A 17,047-nucleotide genomic window follows, 5' to 3' on the forward strand; every position below is an offset into this window, starting at 1 on the left:
GGGCCTGTCGGGCCCCGGGCCGTCTGGCGCGAAACACGGCTGTTGCGTTGGGACGGAATCAAATCCCCGGTCGCGTCCGCTGTCAATACTTTGTTAAGACATCATTTCACAAGCAGGTCCGAATGTAAGTACAAACTATTGACAGGCGACCCCTCCGAGACCTACACCTGGGAGGCGGCAGGCCCTCGGGACCCGCCCGCCCCCCAGCAGCTCAGAGGAGTGTCGCGCATGGCCGAGTCAGCCCAGTCCTTCGATCTGATCACCATGGGCCGTATCGGGGTGGATCTCTACCCGCTGCAGTCTGGCGTACCGCTGGCCCGTGTGGAGACGTTCGGCAAGTTCCTCGGGGGTTCCGCGAGCAATGTGGCCGTCGCGGCCGCCCGGCTCGGCCGTACGACCGCAGTGATCACCCGCACCGGCGACGACCCCTTCGGAACCTACTTGCACGAGGCGCTCAAGGACTTCGGCGTGGACGACCGCTGGGTGACGCCCGTCGCGGACTACCCGACCCCGGTCACGTTCTGCGAGATCTTCCCGCCGGACGACTTCCCGCTGTACTTCTACCGGCAGCCCAAGGCGCCGGACCTGGAGATCCACACCGACGAGCTGGACTACTTCGCGATCCGCCAGGCCCGCGTCTTCTGGATCACCGGCACCGGTCTGAGCGAGGAGCCGAGCCGCTCCGCCACGCTCGCCGCCCTCAAGGCGCGCGACAAGGCGGGCACCACGGTCTTCGACCTGGACTGGCGCCCCATGTTCTGGAAGGACCCCGAGGAGGCCCGCCCGTACTACGCGGAGGCCCTGCGGCACGCGACGGTCGCGGTCGGCAACCTCGACGAGTGCGAGATCGCCACCGGCGTCCGCGAGCCGCGCGCCTGCGCCCAGGCCCTGCTGGACGCGGGCGTGGAGCTGGCCGTGGTCAAGCAGGGCCCGAAGGGCGTCCTGGCCGTGCACCGCGACGGCACGACCGCCGAGGTGGAGCCGGTCCCGGTCGAGGTGCTCAACGGCCTCGGCGCGGGCGACGCCTTCGGCGGCTCGCTGTGCCACGGGCTGCTGTCCGGCTGGGACTTGGAACGGTCCATGCGGTTCGCCAACGCGGCCGGCGCCCTCGTCGCCTCCCGACTCGCCTGCTCCACCGCGATGCCCACCGAGTCCGAGGTCGAGGACCTCCTCGCCGGCGCACGCGTGGGCGGCTGACCCCGTGACCGCCCGAGTCTTCCCCGAACGGAGCTTCTCTTGAGCATCAGCATCCCCGACCTGGTCACGGTCAGAGCCCGGCATCCGGAGGCCATAGCCGAGGCGGCCGCCCGCCGGGTCCGCCGCCCGCTCCTGGGCGACAGCGGCCGCCTGATGATCGTGGCCGCCGACCACCCGGCGCGCGGCGCCCTGGGCGTCGGCGACCGCCGTACGGCCATGGCGAACCGCGCCGACCTGCTGGAACGCCTGTGCGTCGCGCTGTCCCGGCCGGGTGTCGACGGGGTGCTCGCCACCGCCGACATACTCGAGGACCTGCTCCTGCTCGGGGTCCTGGACGGCAAGGTCGTGATGGGCTCGATGAACCGCGGCGGCCTGTCCGGCGCCGCCTTCGAGATGGACGACCGCTTCACCGGCCACCGCGCCGAGGACATCGAACGCCTCCGCTTCGACGCGGGCAAGCTGCTGCTCCGCATCGACTACGCCGACCCCGGCTCGCTGACCACTCTGGAGTCGACGGCCCGCGCCATCGACGACATGGCGGCGCGCCAACTCCCCCTGTTCGTCGAGCCGTTCATCTCCCGCCGGGTCGACGGCAAGGTCCGCAACGACCTGTCCGCCGAGGCCGTGACCCGCTCGATCGCCATCTCCTCGGGCCTGGGCGGCACTTCGGCCTACACCTGGCTGAAACTGCCCGTCACCGACGACCCGGACGACATGGCCGAGGTCCTGGAGACCTCGACGCTGCCGGCCGTCCTGCTCGGCGGCGAGGTCGGGGACGACCAGGAGGGCGCCTACGAGAAGTGGCGCAAGGCACTGAGCCTGCCCACCGTCCAGGGCCTGGTCGTGGGCCGCTCCCTGCTGTACCCCGCCGATGGTGGCGTGGAGACGGCGGTGGACACCGCTGTAGGCCTGTTGTGAACCGGAGGCACACGATGACGAGCGCGTATCACCTTCCCGCCGGAAAGGCCCTGGGCGGCCCCTACGTCGTGGACGTCACCCCCGAGTCGGCCGCGTGGGGCTACTCCAGCCTGCGGGTCCTGGAACTCCCGCCCGGCGGCGCCCACACCTTCGACACCGACGACAGCGAGTGGATCGTCGTCCCGCTCGCCGGCGCCTGCACGGTCTCCGCCGCCGACGACTTCGGCCACGACACCTTCGAACTCCAGGGCCGCGAGAGCGTGTTCACCGCCGTGAGCGACTTCGCATACGTCCCACGGGATTCCCGTACGACGATCTCGTCGGCCGGCGGCGGTCGCTTCGCGCTGACCGGCGCCCGCTGCACCCGCCGACTGCCCGCCCGCTACGGCCCGGCCTCCTCGGTGCCGGTGGAGCTGCGCGGCACCGGCAACAGCAGCCGCCAGGTCAACAACTTCGGCGCGGCCGGCGTCTTCGAGTGCGACAAGCTCATCGCCGTCGAGGTGATCACGCCCGGCGGGAACTGGTCCTCCTTCCCGCCGCACAAGCACGACGAGCACCGGCCCGGCGAGGAGTCCGTCCTCGAAGAGGTCTACTACTTCGAGTTCGCCGACCACGAGGGCACCCCCGGACTCGGCTACCAGCGCGTCTCCCCGTCCGGACAGGGCCGTAACACCGACGTCCTGGCCGAAGTCCGGGGCGGAGACGTCGTGTTGATCCCCGACGGCTGGCACGGGCCCTCGATGGCGGTGCCCGGTCACCACATGTACTACCTCAACGTCATGGCGGGTCCCGAGGACGACCGCTCCTGGCTGATCTGCGACCACCCCGATCACGCCTGGGTCCGCGGCACCTGGCCCGAGCAGCCCGTCGACCCCCGCCTCCCCCTCTACACGGCACCGGAGAAGTCCTGATGAGCACCCCCACCCGCCGCCTGACCGTCGCCCAGGCCCTGGTGCAGTTCCTGTCGGCCCAGTACACCGAGCGCGACGGCGTACGGCACCGGCTGATCGCCGGCACCTGGGGCATCTTCGGCCACGGCAATGTCGCGGGCCTCGGCCAGGCGCTCCTGGAGGCCGGCGAGGACACGATGCCGTTCCACCAGGGCCGCAACGAACAGGCCATGGTGCACGCGGCAGTTGGCTACGCCCGCCAGCTCGACCGGCTCTCCGCGCAGGCGGTCACGACGTCGATCGGGCCGGGCGCCACCAACCTCGTCACGGGCGCCGCCCTGGCCACCATCAACCGGCTGCCGGTCCTTCTCCTCCCCGGCGACTACTTCGCGACCCGCGCCGCCGACCCGCTGCTCCAGCAGCTGGAGCACCCGGTCGAGGCCGACCTCTCGGTCAACGACACACTGCGCCCGGTCTCCCGCTACTTCGACCGGATCTCCCGCCCCGAGGCGCTGATCCCGGCCGCGCTGAACGCGATGCGGGTCCTCGCCGACCCGGTGGAGACGGGCGCGGTAACTCTCGCTCTGCCGCAGGACGTTCAGGCCGAGGCGTACGACTGGCCGGAGGAGTTCTTCGCCGACCGCGTGTGGCACGTACGGCGTCCGGCGCCGGACGTCTTCGAGCTGGCGGAGGCCGTCGAGGCGATCCGGTCCGCCGAGCGCCCGGTGATCGTCGCGGGCGGCGGTATCCACCACAGCCAGGCCGAGGACGCGCTGAAGGCCCTGGTGGACGCCACCGGCATCCCTGTCGCCTCCACCCAGGCCGGCAAGGGCTCGCTGCGCTACGACCACCCGGCCGACCTGGGCGGCATCGGCCACACCGGCACGGCGGTCAGCGACGACATCGCGCGCACCACGGACCTGGTGATCGGCGTCGGCACCCGGTACACGGACTTCACGACGGCCTCCAACACCCTGTTCCAGAACCCGGCCGTCCGCTTCGTGAACCTCAACATCACCGCGTTCGACGCCCACAAGCTGGCCGCCCGCACCCTGGTGTGCGACGCGCGGGCGGGGCTCACCGCGTTGACGGAGGCACTCGCCGGTCACCGTGTGAACTCGGTTTACGAGGCCGAGTACCGCGCGGGCAAGGAGCGGTGGGAGCAGGTTGTTGACACCGCGTTCACCGCCCCCGACGAGAACGCCGTACCGACCCAAACCCAACTCCTCGGCGCCCTCGACGCGGTCGTCGGCGACGACGACGTGGTGATCAACGCGGCCGGTTCGCTCCCCGGCGACCTGCACAAGCTCTGGCGGGCCCGCAGCCCCCGCCAGTACCACCTCGAATACGGCTACTCCTGCATGGGCTACGAGATCCCGGCCGGCATCGGCGTCCAGCAGGCCGCCCCCGACACGCCCGTGTGGTCGCTGGTCGGCGACGGCACCTACCTGATGATGCCGACGGAGATCGTCACGGCGGTCCAGGAGGGCCTGCCCATCAACCTGGTCCTGATCCAGAACCACGGCTACGCCTCCATCGGCGGCCTCTCCGAGTCCGTAGGCGGCGAGCGCTTCGGCACGGCCTACCGCTACCGAGCGGCCGACGGCACCTTCTCCGGCGCCCCGCTCCCGGTCGACCTCGCCGCCAACGCGGCCAGCCTCGGCATGGACGTCCTGCGCGCCAAGACGGTCCGCGAACTGCGGGAGGCACTGGCCACGGCCCGCGCCTCCGACCGGCCGACCTGCGTCTACGTCGAGACCGACACCGCCACCCCGACCGCTCCCCCGGCCGAGGCCTGGTGGGACGTGCCGGTCGCCGAGACCGCCTCGCGCGAGTCGGCCGTACAGGCCCGCGAGGAGTACGACCGCCAGGTCGCCGACCGTCGTCGCCACCTCTGAACCCCCCTCCCCCGAAAGGCACTTGCACCATGAAGACGATCACCCACTGGATCGACGGCAAGCCCGTCGAGAGCACGTCCGGCCGTTTCGGTCCCGTATACAACCCGGCGACCGGCGCGCAGGAGAAGCAGGTCGGTTTCGCGACCGTCGACGAGGTGGACGCCGCCGTCGCCTCCGCGAAGGCCGCGTTCGAGAGCTGGGGCGTCGCCTCACTCGCCAAGCGCACCGCGATCCTGTTCAAGTACCGCGAGCTGCTGGACGCGCACCGCGACGAGATCGCCGAGCTGATCACCGCCGAGCACGGCAAGGTGCACTCGGACGCGCTCGGTGAGGTCGCGCGCGGCATGGAGATCGTCGAACTGGCCTGTGGCATCAGCGTGCAGCTGAAGGGCGAGCTGTCGACGCAGGTCTCCAACCGCGTGGACGTGGCCTCGATCCGCCAGCCGCTGGGCGTGGTTGCGGGCATCACGCCCTTCAACTTCCCGGCCATGGTGCCGATGTGGATGTTCCCGCTGGCCATCGCGACCGGCAACACGTTCGTGCTGAAGCCGAGCGAGAAGGACCCGTCGGCGTCGTTCCGCCTGGCCGAACTCGCCTCCGAGGCGGGCCTGCCCCAGGGTGTCCTGAACGTCGTACAGGGCGACAAGGTGGCCGTCGACCGCATCCTGGAGCACCCGGACGTCGAGGCCGTCTCCTTCGTGGGCTCGACGCCGATCGCGAAGTACATCCAGCTCAAGGCGGTCGAGCACGGCAAGCGCGTGCAGGCCCTCGGCGGCGCCAAGAACCACATGCTGGTCCTGCCGGACGCGGACCTGGACTTCGCGGCCGACCAGGCGATCAACGCGGCCTACGGCTCGGCCGGCGAGCGCTGCATGGCTGTCTCCGTCGTGGTCGCGGTCGGCGACACCGGCGACGAGCTGGTCGGAAAGATCGCCGAGCGCGCCGGCAAGCTGCGCATCGGCCCCGGCAACGACCCGGCCTCCGAGATGGGCCCGCTCATCACCCGCGAGCACCGCGACAAGGTGGCGTCGTACGTCGCCTCGGCCGCCGCGCAGGGCGCCGAGGTCGTCGTCGACGGCACCGGTCTCTCGGTCGAGGGCCACGAGGACGGCTTCTTCCTCGGCGTCTCCCTCCTCGACAAGGTGCCGCTGACGGCGGACGCGTACAAGGACGAGATCTTTGGACCGGTCCTGGTCGTCGTCCGCGCCGAGTCCTACGACGAGGCCATCACCCTGATCAACAGCTCCCGTTGGGGCAACGGCACCGCGATCTTCACCCGCGACGGCGGCGCCGCCCGGCGCTTCCAGATGGAGGTCAAGGCGGGCATGGTCGGCGTGAACGTGCCGATCCCGGTGCCCGTGGGCTACCACTCCTTCGGCGGCTGGAAGGACTCCCTCTTCGGGGACCTCCACATCTACGGCAACGACGGCATCGCCTTCTACACGCAGGGCAAGGTGATCACCACCCGCTGGCCCGACCCGGCCGACGGCGGGATCAACCTCGGCTTCCCCAGCAACTCCTGACAAACCGTCACGATCCGTGAGGAGGTGCCCCTGTGGCGAAGACCGGTGACTACGCGCGTGCCGCGACCGGGTCCCCGCTCGATGCCCTGCATTTCGCCCTGGACCGCAACAGTCCGGTGCCGCTGTACTACCAGCTCGCGCAACAGCTGGAGGCGGCGATCGAGCACGGGACCCTCGCGCCGGGCAACCTCCTGGGCAACGAGATCGACCTGTCCGTACGCCTCGGCCTGTCCCGCCCCACCGTCCGCCAGGCCATCCAATCCCTTGTGGACAAAGGGCTGTTGGTCCGGCGGCGCGGGGTCGGCACTCAGGTGGTGCACAGCCAGGTCAAGAGACCGCTGGAACTCAGCAGCCTCTACGACGACCTGGAGTCGGCAGGGCAGGGGCCGACCACGCAGGTGCTGCGCAACGAGGGCGTGCCCGCGACTGCGGATGTCGCGGCCGCCCTCGGTGTCCCGGAGGGCAGCGAGGTCACGCTCCTGGAGCGGCTGCGCTCCACGCACGGCCAGCCGGTGGCGTTCCTCTGCAACTACCTCCCGGCGGGCCTGCTCCCCCTCGACACCGCCCGCCTGGAGTCGACGGGCCTGTACCGGATGCTGCGCACCGCCGGCATCACCCTGCACAGCGCCCACCAGACGATAGGCGCCCGCTCGGCCACCCCCGAGGAGGCCACCCGCCTCGACGAGAAGGAGGGCGCGGCACTGCTCACGATGCAGCGCACGGCCTACGACGACACGGGCCGGCCGGTCGAGTACGGGACGCACATCTACCGGGCGTCCCGGTACGCGTTCGACTTCCAGCTGCTGGTCAGGCCCTGACCGCTCCGGCGGAGTCCAGCCGTTCCCGCTGCTCGACACTCAGTTCCTGGTCCACGGCCGCGAGGTTCTCCTCCAGCTGGGCCACCGACGACGCCCCGGCGAGCGGGACGATCGGCAGCGGACCGCCCAACTGCCAGGCCAGTACGACCTGGTTGACACTCGCGCCGGTGTCCCGAGCCACCTCCCGCAGCGCGGCGAGGCGGGCGGGGGTGCCGGGGTGGTCGTACTCGGCGCCCAAGGGCTTGTCCTGGCGTGTGTAGGCGCCGGCCAGGAGGGGTGAGTAGGCGACCAAGGTGAGGGCGGGCTCGGCGCGAAGGTAGCCGAGCAGGTCGGGGGTGGCTCCGCCGAGGCTGCCGTCGGGGAAGAGCTCGTGGGGGATGTCCGTGCGCGGGCGCAGATAGCTGTGCTGGTACTGGAGCACCTCGTAGCCGGGCAGTCCGGCCGCGGCGGCCAGTGCGCGGGCCCGTTCCACCCGCCAGGCGGCGTGGTTGCTGACGCCGAGGAGACCGACCGTGCCCTCGGCCACCAACTCGGCGAATCCTTCTACGGTTTCCTGTATCGGAACGCCGTGGTCCTCGATGTGCGCGTACAGCAGGTCGAGTTTGTCGACGCCGAGGCGTTCACGGCTGCGCTCGGCGGACTCGCGGATGACCTTCGCGGACAGGCCCTCCGGGTTGTCGACGAATCCCGTGCCCGGTGCCAGCGGGCGCGCGCCGAGCTTGGTCGCGATGACGATCTCGTCGCCGATGCCGCGGCTGCGCCGCCACCGTCCGAGCAGCTTCTCGCTCTGGCCGCCCTGGCTTCCGTCGGTCCAGAACGCGTAGTTGTCGGACGTGTCGATGAAGTTTCCCCCGGCCTCGACATAGCGGTCGAGCACGGCGAAGGAGGTCGCCTCGTCGGTGCGGGAGCCGAACAGCATCGCGCCGAGCGCGAGCACGCTCACCTCGCGACGGTGGGCCGGATCGGTGCCGATGGTGCGGTACTTCATGATGATCCCTCCCGTTCGCACCCGGTCCTCCGGGCACGAACGGGAGTCTTCCTCTTGGAGCGCACTTCAAGTCAAGGCCCTGGGCGGCTACTTGGCGAACGGCCCGTCCAGTGCCGCCCATTGGAGCAGCATGATCGTCTTGGCGTCGGCGATCTCCCCGGTGCGGATCATCTCCAGGGCTCTGCGGAAGGGCAGTTCGAGGATCTCGATGTCCTCGCCCTCCTCCTGGAGGCCGCCGCCCTCGTGGGTGCGGGTCGAGGGGCCGTAGGAGGCGGCGTAGAAGCCGATGCGTTCGGTGACCGAGCCGGGGCTCATGTAGACGTCGAAGACGTGCTCCACCTCGCCCACGGTGTGGCCGGTCTCCTCCACCACCTCGCGTCGTACGGCCTCCTCCGGGTGCTCGTCCTCGTCGTCGAGGAGTCCGCCCGGGGTCTCGACGAGCATGCCGTCGGGGTGGCCGTTGACGTAGACGGGGAAGCGGAACTGGCGGGTGAGCAGGACCGTTTCGCGGTCGGCGTCGTAGAGGAGCAGGGTGGCGCCGTTGCCGCGGTCGTGGGTCTCGCGTTCCTGGGTGGTCCAGGTGCCGTCGGCGTGCCGGAAGTCGAAGGTCGTGGTGCGCTCGACATACCAGTGGCTGGACAGCAGTGTCACGTCGCGGACTTTGACGCGGGGGTTGCCGGTCAGGTCGAGGCCGGTGCGGTCGAGTCCGGTGCGGCCCCGGCGGTCGGGGGTGTCGGCGCCGGCGGTCATCGGGCACCGGCCGGGCGGGAGGAGACGATCACGTTGTTCATGTCCGACCTCTATCACTCCTGGGCGCGGGACGCGCGTTCGAAGCCCGTGGTCCGCGAGCCCAACTGGTGTACCGGTTGCGTTGATTCGTCGCGTACCGTCCCGCTGTCCGGGCATGCTGGAAGCATGTCTGAGCACGGTGATCAGGTTCCCGGATACCGGATGATCAGGATGGAGGCGCTGCCGGACGCCCCGGCGGCGGCCCTCGCGGACGTGGAGGCGTGGCAGGCCCGCGAGGCCTATCCGAACGTCCTCGGTGGCGGCGGCCCGGTGTTCGGGGTGGCCGAGGAGCTGGAGACCGGCGGCTGGCGGATCGTCTCCCTGTTCTCCAGCGCCTACCCGCAGGGCTCGCGCGACACCATGGCGATGACGTTCCGCGAACGGGCGCGGGACGCCGGCGAGGCGGGCGACACGGCCGCGCAGCAGGAGTGGCTGCGGATGGCGGAGCGGCTGGACTGGGAGCCGGTGAACGAGCTGGCGGTGCTCGGCCGCAGGTTCCGGGTCGTACGGGCCGACCAGTTCATCCGGATGGGACCAACGGGACCCGAGCCGCCCCGGCCGTCCGACCCCGACCCGGCGAAGGTCGGCCACGGGCACGAATACCGCAGCCGTACCAAGGGGTTCGTGATCGACCCGTTCACCGCGACCGGGATGTCCGAGGGCATCCTGCGGATGGAGTTGCTGTCGCTGGTCCACGCCCGGGGCACGGCTCCCGCCGCCGTACGGAAGGACTCGCGGCGCGCGCTGGAGACGCATCCCGGGGGCGTGCTGCTGCCCGCCGAGTTCACCGCGGCGGAATACGCGAACGGCGGCTGGCAGCCGACGCAGATGACCAACCCGAGCCCGCAGGGGTCGCGGGACACGCTCACCACCTATCTGCGGGTGATGGCCCCGGTCATGGAGCAACTCGACGAGGAGACGCGGGCCGAGTACGCGCGGCTGGCCGACCGGATCGACGCCGAGCGCTGCGACGAGATCGAGATCGACGGGTGCCGGACGCGGATCGTGCGCGTAGAACGGCTCGTGCGCGTCGGCCCCGACGGTCCCGAGGGCCCGCGCCCCTCCGATCCGGACCCCGAACTGCCCACCGCCGTACAGGAGAAGCAACTGCGCGAGCAGGGACTGCTCGACGAGGACCGGGAGTTGAGCGAGGAGGAGGCCGAGCAGCGGCGCGTCGCGGAGGAACAGGCGAAGGAGTTCCTGCGGCTGTTCGAGGAGCAGCGCCTACGGCGGGAGGCCGCGGAGAGTTCCTGAGCCGGGGCCCGACCGCGTGGTCCGCGGCCAGGCCCCGTTCAGCGCCTGCCTCAGCCCTTGCCGAGCATCTTGTTCATCTGCGCGATCTCGGCGCTCTGAGCCGTGATGACGTTGGCCGCGAGCTTGGTGGCGGGGTCGTACTCGCCGTCCGCCTTCTCGGTCTTCGCCATGGCGACGGCACCCTCGTGGTGTTCGACCATCATGGTGAGGAACATCTTGTCGAACTCGGTGCCGGACATCTTCTCCAGCTCGCCCATGTGGGCGTCGCTCATCATGCCGGGCGCCGCGGACGACATGTCGTGGCCCATGCCGGACATGTCCTCGGGGACCTGCTCGCCCCACGACGTGAGCCAGCCGGACATGGTCTTGATCTCCGGGTCCTGCGCGCCCTTGATCTTCGTGGCGAGGCTCTTCACCTGCGCCGAGGAGGCGTGACCGGCCGCCAGCCCGGCCATCTCCACCGCCTGACGGTGGTGCTGGATCATCTCTTTGGAGAACGAGACGTCGGCGGCGTTGTGGCTGCCGGTCGCGGTCTCCGTCGCGGTCCCGCTGCTTGCCTTGCCGTCGCCGCCGCTGCTGCCGCATGCGGCGAGCGTGAGGGCGGCCACCGAGGCGGTAGCGGCGAGAAGGGCACGACGGACGAACCTGCGCTGTGCGGTCATGGTGGTACTCCTGGGATGGTGTCTGTTCAGGGCATGCCGACGCACGCGAAGTCGCGTGCGGGCCGCTCTAGATCCGCAGGAGTTGGAGTTCGGCGAGGGAGGGCGGGGCCCGGCCGCCTTCGGGACCGCCGTCGGTCAACGACGTCCGCCCGTCCGGCACTTCGGCGCAGGCCGCCACATCGGGCTGGAGCACCGGAATCACAGCCGGGGTCCCCGCGACGGAGGCGGAGGCGCAGGTCGCGTCCGCGTGTGCCATGTGGCTGCCGCAGTCGCCGGAGTCGAGATCGCAGGGATCCGGCGTCGACGCCTTCTCGCCGAGGGCTACGGTCGTGACCGTCGCGGTGTGCCCGGGCGCGGGTTCCGCCATGGGGACGGGCCCGAGACCGTGCATACCGAGCAGGCCCAGCAGCAGGGCGGCCACGAGCAGCCCGCAGTTCCGCAGCGTCGGCTGCGGCAGCGCGGGGTGTCCGGGGCGGGCCATGGGCGTCAGCATACCCACCCTGGGTATCGCCGCGGGACCGGGTAGCGAAATACGGCGGTGCCCGTCCCACGCATTCCGTGGGACGGGCACCGCGGTCGGAGTCAGTACCGCGTTGCTGATGCCGGCTCCGATGCCGAAGCCGAAACCGCCGTCTTCGCGCTGCGGTAGGTGGAAATCCCGAGCGCCAGCAGCCAATAGCTGAGAATCGCGCCCATCAGCGCGGTGGTGCCCCAGCCGTTCGCCGCGTAGAAATGCGCCGGAGTGTTTCCGAAGAACAGCGACGGCACGAAAGCCAGGTTGATCCCGGCGAGGACATAGGCCGACCTGCTGGTCCAGCGCGGCAGCATGTTCGTGCGGGAGACGGCGAATCCCAGCGCGCTCAGGAAGAACGCCAGCATGAGCCGGGAGATCGACCCGTAGAGGATGTACGTGCCGCTGACCTCGATCGTCGGGTCGATCGGATGGTCCGCGGCGATCACCGCACCGGCCTCCAGACCACTGGAGACCAGCGTGACCGTCGTGTAGACCAGCCCCGCCGTGAAGGCCAGCGAACCGACCCACTCGTACTCGGGATTCACGCGCTTCACCAGCTCGCGGAACGCGGTCACGAACACGAGCAGGAATGCCAGCGCGACAATCCCGATCAGCAGCCTGGCCAGAACGTTGGCGTCCGGCGGCGGCCCCGAATAGATGAAGTACAGGGGCACTTCGACGATGAGAGCGACGGCGGCGGCGATTCCCGCGCCGCCCGTCAGACGCCTTGCCGACATTTCGTTCATGGGGTCCCCCGGATTTCCGTGCGGTGGATTGGGTACGCCATGAATCCTGCCGCCGCCGGCCCGCACAGTCCCTGGGCCTGAGGACCGGATCGGGGGTGTTCCTACCGACACCCCCGCAGAATCTCAGTGCGCCCGGCGCAGGAAGTCGACGACCAGATCCGTCGTGGCCTCCGGCTGTTCCTCCGTGATCCAGTGCCCGCAGTCCGGGATGACCGCGTCCTCGACGTCCTCGGCGACACACCGCAGCACCTCGCCGATACCGGGGCCGAAGGTAGCCTCGCCGCCGAAGGCCAGGACCGGCATCCGCAGCTTGCCCTGAGCGAGGAACTTCTCGTTGTCGGCCGCGTCCTGACCGAACGCCAGGAACTGGGCGAAGCTCGCCCGCATGGCGCCGGGCTGCGCGTAGAGCGCCGCATAGTGCTCGCGCTTCGCTTCGTCGAACCGCTCCGGGACCACGGAGAGTTCGTTCCAGAAACGATCGAGGTAGATGCGCTCGCGGCCGGCGACCAGGCGCTCCATGTCGTGGCCGCCGAATCCGAAGTGCCACATGGCGGGATCCTGCCTGATCTGGTCCCAGGGTCCGATGCCGGGCAGCGGCGCGTCGATCGCCACCCATCGGCTGACGCGCTCGGGGTGGGTGGCGACAGCCGCGTAGCCGACCATGATGCCGATGTCGTGCGTGACCAGTTCGATCGTGCCCACGCCCAGCGCGTCCAGGACGCCCCACACGTCCGCCGCCTGGTTCTTCTTGTCGTAGCCGCCCTCGGGCTTCGACGAGAGGCCCAGCCCCCGCAGGTCCGGCGCGATGACCGTGTGGTCGTCGATGAGTGCGCTCGCCAGATGACCCCACATGTCGCCCGTCGTGCCGAAGCCGTGCAGCAGGACGACCGCCGGCCCCTGTCCGCCGACGCGTACGTGGATCGTGGCGCCGTTGGTCTCGATCTCGCGCGTCTCCATGCCGGCCGGGAAGGGGTGGATGCCGTCCTGACGTCCGTTGTCGTTCATCGCTGTACTCCGGGTTCGAAGGGAACGTGGTTCCGAAGCTAGCCGACCGGTCAACTACGCTCCACCGCACGTCAGATGCCGTTGCCGCAGGGGCAGATCGCTGACCTGCGTTGGGAGGGACGGGCTATCAGCAGAGAGGAAGTCGGTCGTGCTGCCGTCGCACGGCTGGGCAGTTCAGGCGCTTGTGCCGCGACCGGTCGCGGGCCCACACCGACCGATTTCAAATAACGTTATCTTGAATGACCTGGGCGACCCGGACGCCCGGACACCGCCGCGACCCCGGACGTCAAGCGCGCACTTCCCCCGAACCGCGGACCTTCAAGGTGACCGGGACGACCACGGTCTGCACAGGACGGCCGGGGTCGGCGATGCGGGCGCGGAGGAGTTCGACGGCGGTCCGGCCGATCTCGGCGGTCTGCTGGGCGATGACGGTGAGGGCGGGTTGCAGGAGATCGGCCAGGGGGACCTCGTCGAAGCCGACGAGGGCCAGGCGGGAGGCCGCCTGGGGGCCGAGGTGCCGTAGCACCGCGAGGGTGGTGTCCATGTTGCCGGTGACCAGGGCGGTCGCCGGGTCCGGGCCGTGCAGTGCGGTGTCCAGGGCGGCGGCCACGCGGTCCGGGGTGATCTCGCCGGGGTGTACCAGGCCTTCGACCGCCTCGCCGTGGGCGCGCAGGGCGGCACGGAAGGCGGCGGCACGTTCCCGGCCGGAGAGGACGCGTTCGCTGTCGCCGATGTAGGCGATCCGGCGATGGCCGTGCTGGTGGAGGTGGTGGAAGGCCATGCCGATGCCGGAGGCGTTGTCGGACATGACGCAGTCCACGGAGATGCCGCTCATCGGGCGGTCCATGGCCACCAGCGGTACGCCCGCGTCCAGTTCGGGCTGGAGGTAGGCGTGGTTCTCGCCGAACGGTTCGACGATGATGCCGTCGAGGCGTTGCCGGCACATGGAGATCAGGATGTCGTGCTCCCTGGTCTCGTCGAAGTCCGTGGAGGCGGCGAAGAGGGTCAGTCCCGCGTCCCTGGCGGTCCGTTCGATGGCGGCCAGTTCGGGGTTGACCTCGGCGATCCGGCGGACGGCCGCGCCGATCGTTCCCGTGACGCCGGTACGCAGTTGGCGGGCGCGGTCGTCCGGACGGTAGCTCAGCGCGGCGATCGCGGCCTCGACCTTGACGACGTACTCCGGCCCCACCGTGGGGTCCTGGTTGACCACCCGGGAGACAGTGCGCAGGGCCACCCCGGCCTCACGCGCGACGTCGACCATCGTCGGGCGCTTGGGCCGTCCCCCGCTGTCACGCCGTGCTCGCGTCATCCGGCAGCTCCTCCTCGAAACATCGGACCGATATCAGACCGGCCCTTGACACATTCCCGCAACGCGCTTCTATCCTCGCGATAACGTTATCTCGAAGGATGCCACGGCGTCGATCCAGTTGGGTCCGCCTCCGTCCGTCGGGCCGCATCGTCCCTTCAGGAGACTTCCATGAGGCGCAAACGTCCGACCCTTGTCTGCCTCGCCGCAGCGCTCGCCCTCACCGGATGCTCCGCCGCGTCGACCGGTGGCGCGAAGGCCGGCAGCACCCTGACCTACCTCACCTTCGAGACCCCCAGCCTGACCGCGACGTTCTGGAACACCTCGATCGCCGATGCGGAGAAGAAGGTCCCGGGCGTCACGGTGAAGAAGATCGTCGCGCCGAGCACCGACCGGGACGCGTACGCCAAGCAGTTGCAGGCCTCGGGGCAGTTCCCGGATCTGCTCCAGTCGATCACCCCGTCGACGTTCGCGACGGCCGGGCTGCTCAAGCCGTACGACCAGAAGTGGGTGAACGCCAACTTCCTGCTGCCGCTGGGCAACGCCTACAAGGGCAAGGTCTACATCCCGCCGACCAACTCGCAGATCATCCCCGAGGTCTTCTACAACAAGAAGCTGTTCGCCAAGGCCCACATCGCCCAACCCCCCAAGACCTGGGCGGAGTTCATGTCCGTGTGCGCCAAGCTCAAGGCCGCCGGTGTCACGCCCGTCGAGCTGGGCGGCGGCGACCCGTTCGCCGCGTCGATGCCGCTGGTCGGCATCCTGTCGGCGGACGTGCTGGGCAAGAACCCGAACTGGCTGAAGGAACGCTACGCCGGCAAGGTCAAGTTCACCGACGCCGACGTCAAGGCGGCGGTGGGCAAGTACCGGGCGATGGCCAAGAGCGGCTACTTCGAGGACGGCGCCCTCGGCGTCAAGTACGCGGACTCCATCACGGACTTCACCTCCGGCAAGACCGCGATGTACATGATGGGCAGCTGGTTCCTGGGCTCGGTGCCCAAGGATCACGCCGACGACTTCGGCGCCTTCCTCACCCCCACCGAGGACGGGTCGCTCGTGGTGCCGTTCTCGGTGGGCGGCTCCATGGCGATCAGCGCCAAGACGCCGGACCCCGCGAAGGCGACCGCGTTCGCCGAGGCCTGGTCGCTGGCCCCGGCCAACTACAAGGCCCTCATCGAGGGTGACGGCGCGTTCCCGATGCTCAAGGGCAAGACCCTCGACGACTACGGCGTGAACGTCACCAAGGTCTTCAAGGACTCCTACTCGTACGTCACCCAGCAGAACACGAAGGTCTCGTCGTTCGGCTGGGCGACCAACGACGACTCCATGCCCTCCGGGCTCAACAACGCCTTCTACGCGGCCAGTCAGGCGCTGTACTCGTCCGACGACATCGACGGGCAGCTGGCCAAGCTGGACGCGGCCTGGGACTCGGCGACCAAGTAGGCCACCTCAACGGCCCCCGCCGTAACGGCTCTTGGTCCGGTTTCGGCTTCGGCTCTCAGTCCGGTTTCGGCTTCGGCTCCGTAGCTCTCCCCCGAGGGAACCACCATGACCACCCCCACCATGACCACCCGCGTCCGCCGACGCCGTGGCGACCCGGCCCTGGGCGCGATCGCGCTCGTCGCACTCGGCCTGTACGTCCTGTTCATCGTCGTTCCCGTGCTCATGAGCGCCTGGAAGAGCCTCACCAACGAGAACCCGCTGCTGGCGCGGTCCGACTTCGTCGGCCTCTCCAACTACAGGGAGATGGCCCACGACAGCGCCCTGGCCGACAGCCTCGGCTTCACGCTCCTGCTGGCCGGCACGGTGACGATCGCGGCCAACGCCGCCGGTATCGCCTTCGCGCTGCTGCTCAACAGGACGTCGCTGAGCTTCCGCATGATGCGTACCGTCGCGTTTCTGCCGCAGGTGCTGTCAGGCGTCATCGTCGGCTTCGTCTGGCGCTACATCCTGGCCCGGGACGGCATCCTCGACAACGTCCTGCTCTCGCTGGGGATCATCGACAGGCCGATCACCTGGCTCGGCAGTCCGCACCTGGCCGTCCTGTCCGTCGGGATCGTCGCGACCTGGGTGCTGACGGGCTTCACCACCGTCGTCCACCTGGCCGCGCTGCAGTCGATCCCCGTCGAGCTGTACCAGGCCGCGATGGTCGACGGGGCCGGCCGCTGGCAGCGGTTCCGCCGGATCACGTTCCCGATGCTGGCCCCGGGCACCACCATCAGCGTCACCATCTCGCTGATCACGATGCTGAAGCTCTACGACATCATCGCGGTGCTCACCTCCGGCGGTCCGGCCAACTCCACGCAGTCCACTGCCCTTTACATCATCCAGCTCGCCTTCACTGATGACCGCTACGGCTACGCCTCGGCCGTCGCGATGCTCCTCCTCGTCGTCTCGATCGTGATCGCGCTGTCCGTGACCGCCCTGCTGCGCCGCCGGGAGGTGGACCTGTGAGCACATCGACATCCCAACGGCCCACAGCGCAAAGGCGATCGGTGACACCGCGGACCGTACCGGCGCCGCGCGGAAACCGCCGCGC

The 17,047-nt window shown here is 69.9% G+C and carries 16 protein-coding genes; 9 read left to right on the plus strand and 7 right to left on the minus strand.

Annotation, left to right across the window (positions count from 1 at the left end):
- Positions 1 to 228 precede the first annotated feature (228 nt).
- The 6 genes from iolC to OO70_RS17280 are packed head-to-tail and all read left to right on the plus strand — an operon-like array spanning position 229 to position 7,244.
- The gene (gene iolC / locus OO70_RS17255; RefSeq protein ID WP_043671170.1) at positions 229 to 1,197 is read left to right on the plus strand and encodes a 5-dehydro-2-deoxygluconokinase; all 969 of its coding nucleotides are present in this window, start codon (positions 229 to 231) and stop codon (positions 1,195 to 1,197) included.
- A 39-nt stretch (positions 1,198 to 1,236) separates the two neighbouring features.
- Entirely contained in the window at positions 1,237 to 2,115 is an 879-nt protein-coding gene (locus tag OO70_RS17260) for a Cgl0159 family (beta/alpha)8-fold protein (RefSeq protein ID WP_043671173.1), read from the plus strand.
- Between the two features lie 14 nt (positions 2,116 to 2,129).
- A complete protein-coding gene (gene iolB, locus OO70_RS17265; RefSeq protein ID WP_043671176.1) occupies positions 2,130 to 3,026 on the plus strand; it encodes a 5-deoxy-glucuronate isomerase in 897 nt (298 codons plus the stop codon).
- On the plus strand, positions 3,026 to 4,903 hold the full coding sequence (gene iolD, locus OO70_RS17270) for a 3D-(3,5/4)-trihydroxycyclohexane-1,2-dione acylhydrolase (decyclizing) (protein WP_043671179.1): 1,878 nt from the start codon (positions 3,026 to 3,028) through the stop codon (positions 4,901 to 4,903). Before iolB ends, iolD begins: the two co-directional genes overlap by 1 nt.
- Positions 4,904 to 4,932: 29 nt before the next feature.
- Complete coding sequence (locus OO70_RS17275) at positions 4,933 to 6,426, plus strand: CoA-acylating methylmalonate-semialdehyde dehydrogenase (RefSeq protein WP_043671182.1); 1,494 nt, start codon at positions 4,933 to 4,935, stop codon at positions 6,424 to 6,426.
- Between the two features lie 32 nt (positions 6,427 to 6,458).
- Entirely contained in the window at positions 6,459 to 7,244 is a 786-nt protein-coding gene (locus OO70_RS17280) for a GntR family transcriptional regulator (RefSeq protein WP_043671185.1), read from the plus strand.
- Here the strand turns inward: OO70_RS17280 and OO70_RS17285 are convergent.
- Both OO70_RS17285 and OO70_RS17290 read right to left on the minus strand, forming a co-directional pair.
- Positions 7,234 to 8,232, minus strand: coding sequence for an aldo/keto reductase (locus OO70_RS17285; RefSeq protein WP_043671189.1), 999 nt, complete (start codon positions 8,230 to 8,232; stop codon positions 7,234 to 7,236). The two genes, OO70_RS17280 and OO70_RS17285, sit on opposite strands and share 11 nt — an antisense overlap.
- A gap of 87 nt (positions 8,233 to 8,319) precedes the next feature.
- Complete coding sequence (locus OO70_RS17290) at positions 8,320 to 8,982, minus strand: NUDIX domain-containing protein (RefSeq protein WP_043671192.1); 663 nt, start codon at positions 8,980 to 8,982, stop codon at positions 8,320 to 8,322.
- Positions 8,983 to 9,147: 165 nt separating this feature from the next.
- Between OO70_RS17290 and OO70_RS17295 the strand changes: the two genes are divergently transcribed.
- Positions 9,148 to 10,275, plus strand: coding sequence for a DUF5954 family protein (locus tag OO70_RS17295; RefSeq protein WP_043671194.1), 1,128 nt, complete (start codon positions 9,148 to 9,150; stop codon positions 10,273 to 10,275).
- A 50-nt stretch (positions 10,276 to 10,325) separates the two neighbouring features.
- Here OO70_RS17295 and OO70_RS17300 read toward each other — a convergent pair whose 3' ends face one another.
- The 5 genes from OO70_RS17300 to OO70_RS17320 form a co-directional block, all read right to left on the minus strand.
- Complete coding sequence (locus OO70_RS17300) at positions 10,326 to 10,937, minus strand: DUF305 domain-containing protein (protein ID WP_043671196.1); 612 nt, start codon at positions 10,935 to 10,937, stop codon at positions 10,326 to 10,328.
- A 67-nt stretch (positions 10,938 to 11,004) separates the two neighbouring features.
- Positions 11,005 to 11,418, minus strand: a complete 414-nt coding sequence (locus OO70_RS17305; RefSeq protein ID WP_051741402.1) for a DUF6153 family protein — start codon at positions 11,416 to 11,418, stop codon at positions 11,005 to 11,007.
- A 101-nt stretch (positions 11,419 to 11,519) separates the two neighbouring features.
- Positions 11,520 to 12,197, minus strand: coding sequence for a hypothetical protein (locus tag OO70_RS17310; protein WP_043671198.1), 678 nt, complete (start codon positions 12,195 to 12,197; stop codon positions 11,520 to 11,522).
- 123 nt (positions 12,198 to 12,320) lie between these two features.
- The gene (locus OO70_RS17315) at positions 12,321 to 13,202 is read right to left on the minus strand and encodes an alpha/beta fold hydrolase (protein WP_043671200.1); all 882 of its coding nucleotides are present in this window, start codon (positions 13,200 to 13,202) and stop codon (positions 12,321 to 12,323) included.
- A 286-nt stretch (positions 13,203 to 13,488) separates the two neighbouring features.
- A complete protein-coding gene (locus OO70_RS17320; protein WP_043671202.1) occupies positions 13,489 to 14,511 on the minus strand; it encodes a LacI family DNA-binding transcriptional regulator in 1,023 nt (340 codons plus the stop codon).
- 168 nt (positions 14,512 to 14,679) lie between these two features.
- On the opposite strand from OO70_RS17320, the gene OO70_RS17325 reads away from it, so the two are divergent.
- A complete protein-coding gene (locus OO70_RS17325; RefSeq protein WP_043671204.1) occupies positions 14,680 to 15,951 on the plus strand; it encodes an ABC transporter substrate-binding protein in 1,272 nt (423 codons plus the stop codon).
- 105 nt (positions 15,952 to 16,056) lie between these two features.
- Entirely contained in the window at positions 16,057 to 16,962 is a 906-nt protein-coding gene (locus OO70_RS17330) for a carbohydrate ABC transporter permease (RefSeq protein ID WP_234336856.1), read from the plus strand.
- Positions 16,963 to 17,047 lie beyond the last annotated feature (85 nt).

The organism is Streptomyces xylophagus, assembly GCF_000716435.1.
GTDB classification, from domain to species: Bacteria; Actinomycetota; Actinomycetes; order Streptomycetales; family Streptomycetaceae; genus Streptomyces; species Streptomyces xylophagus.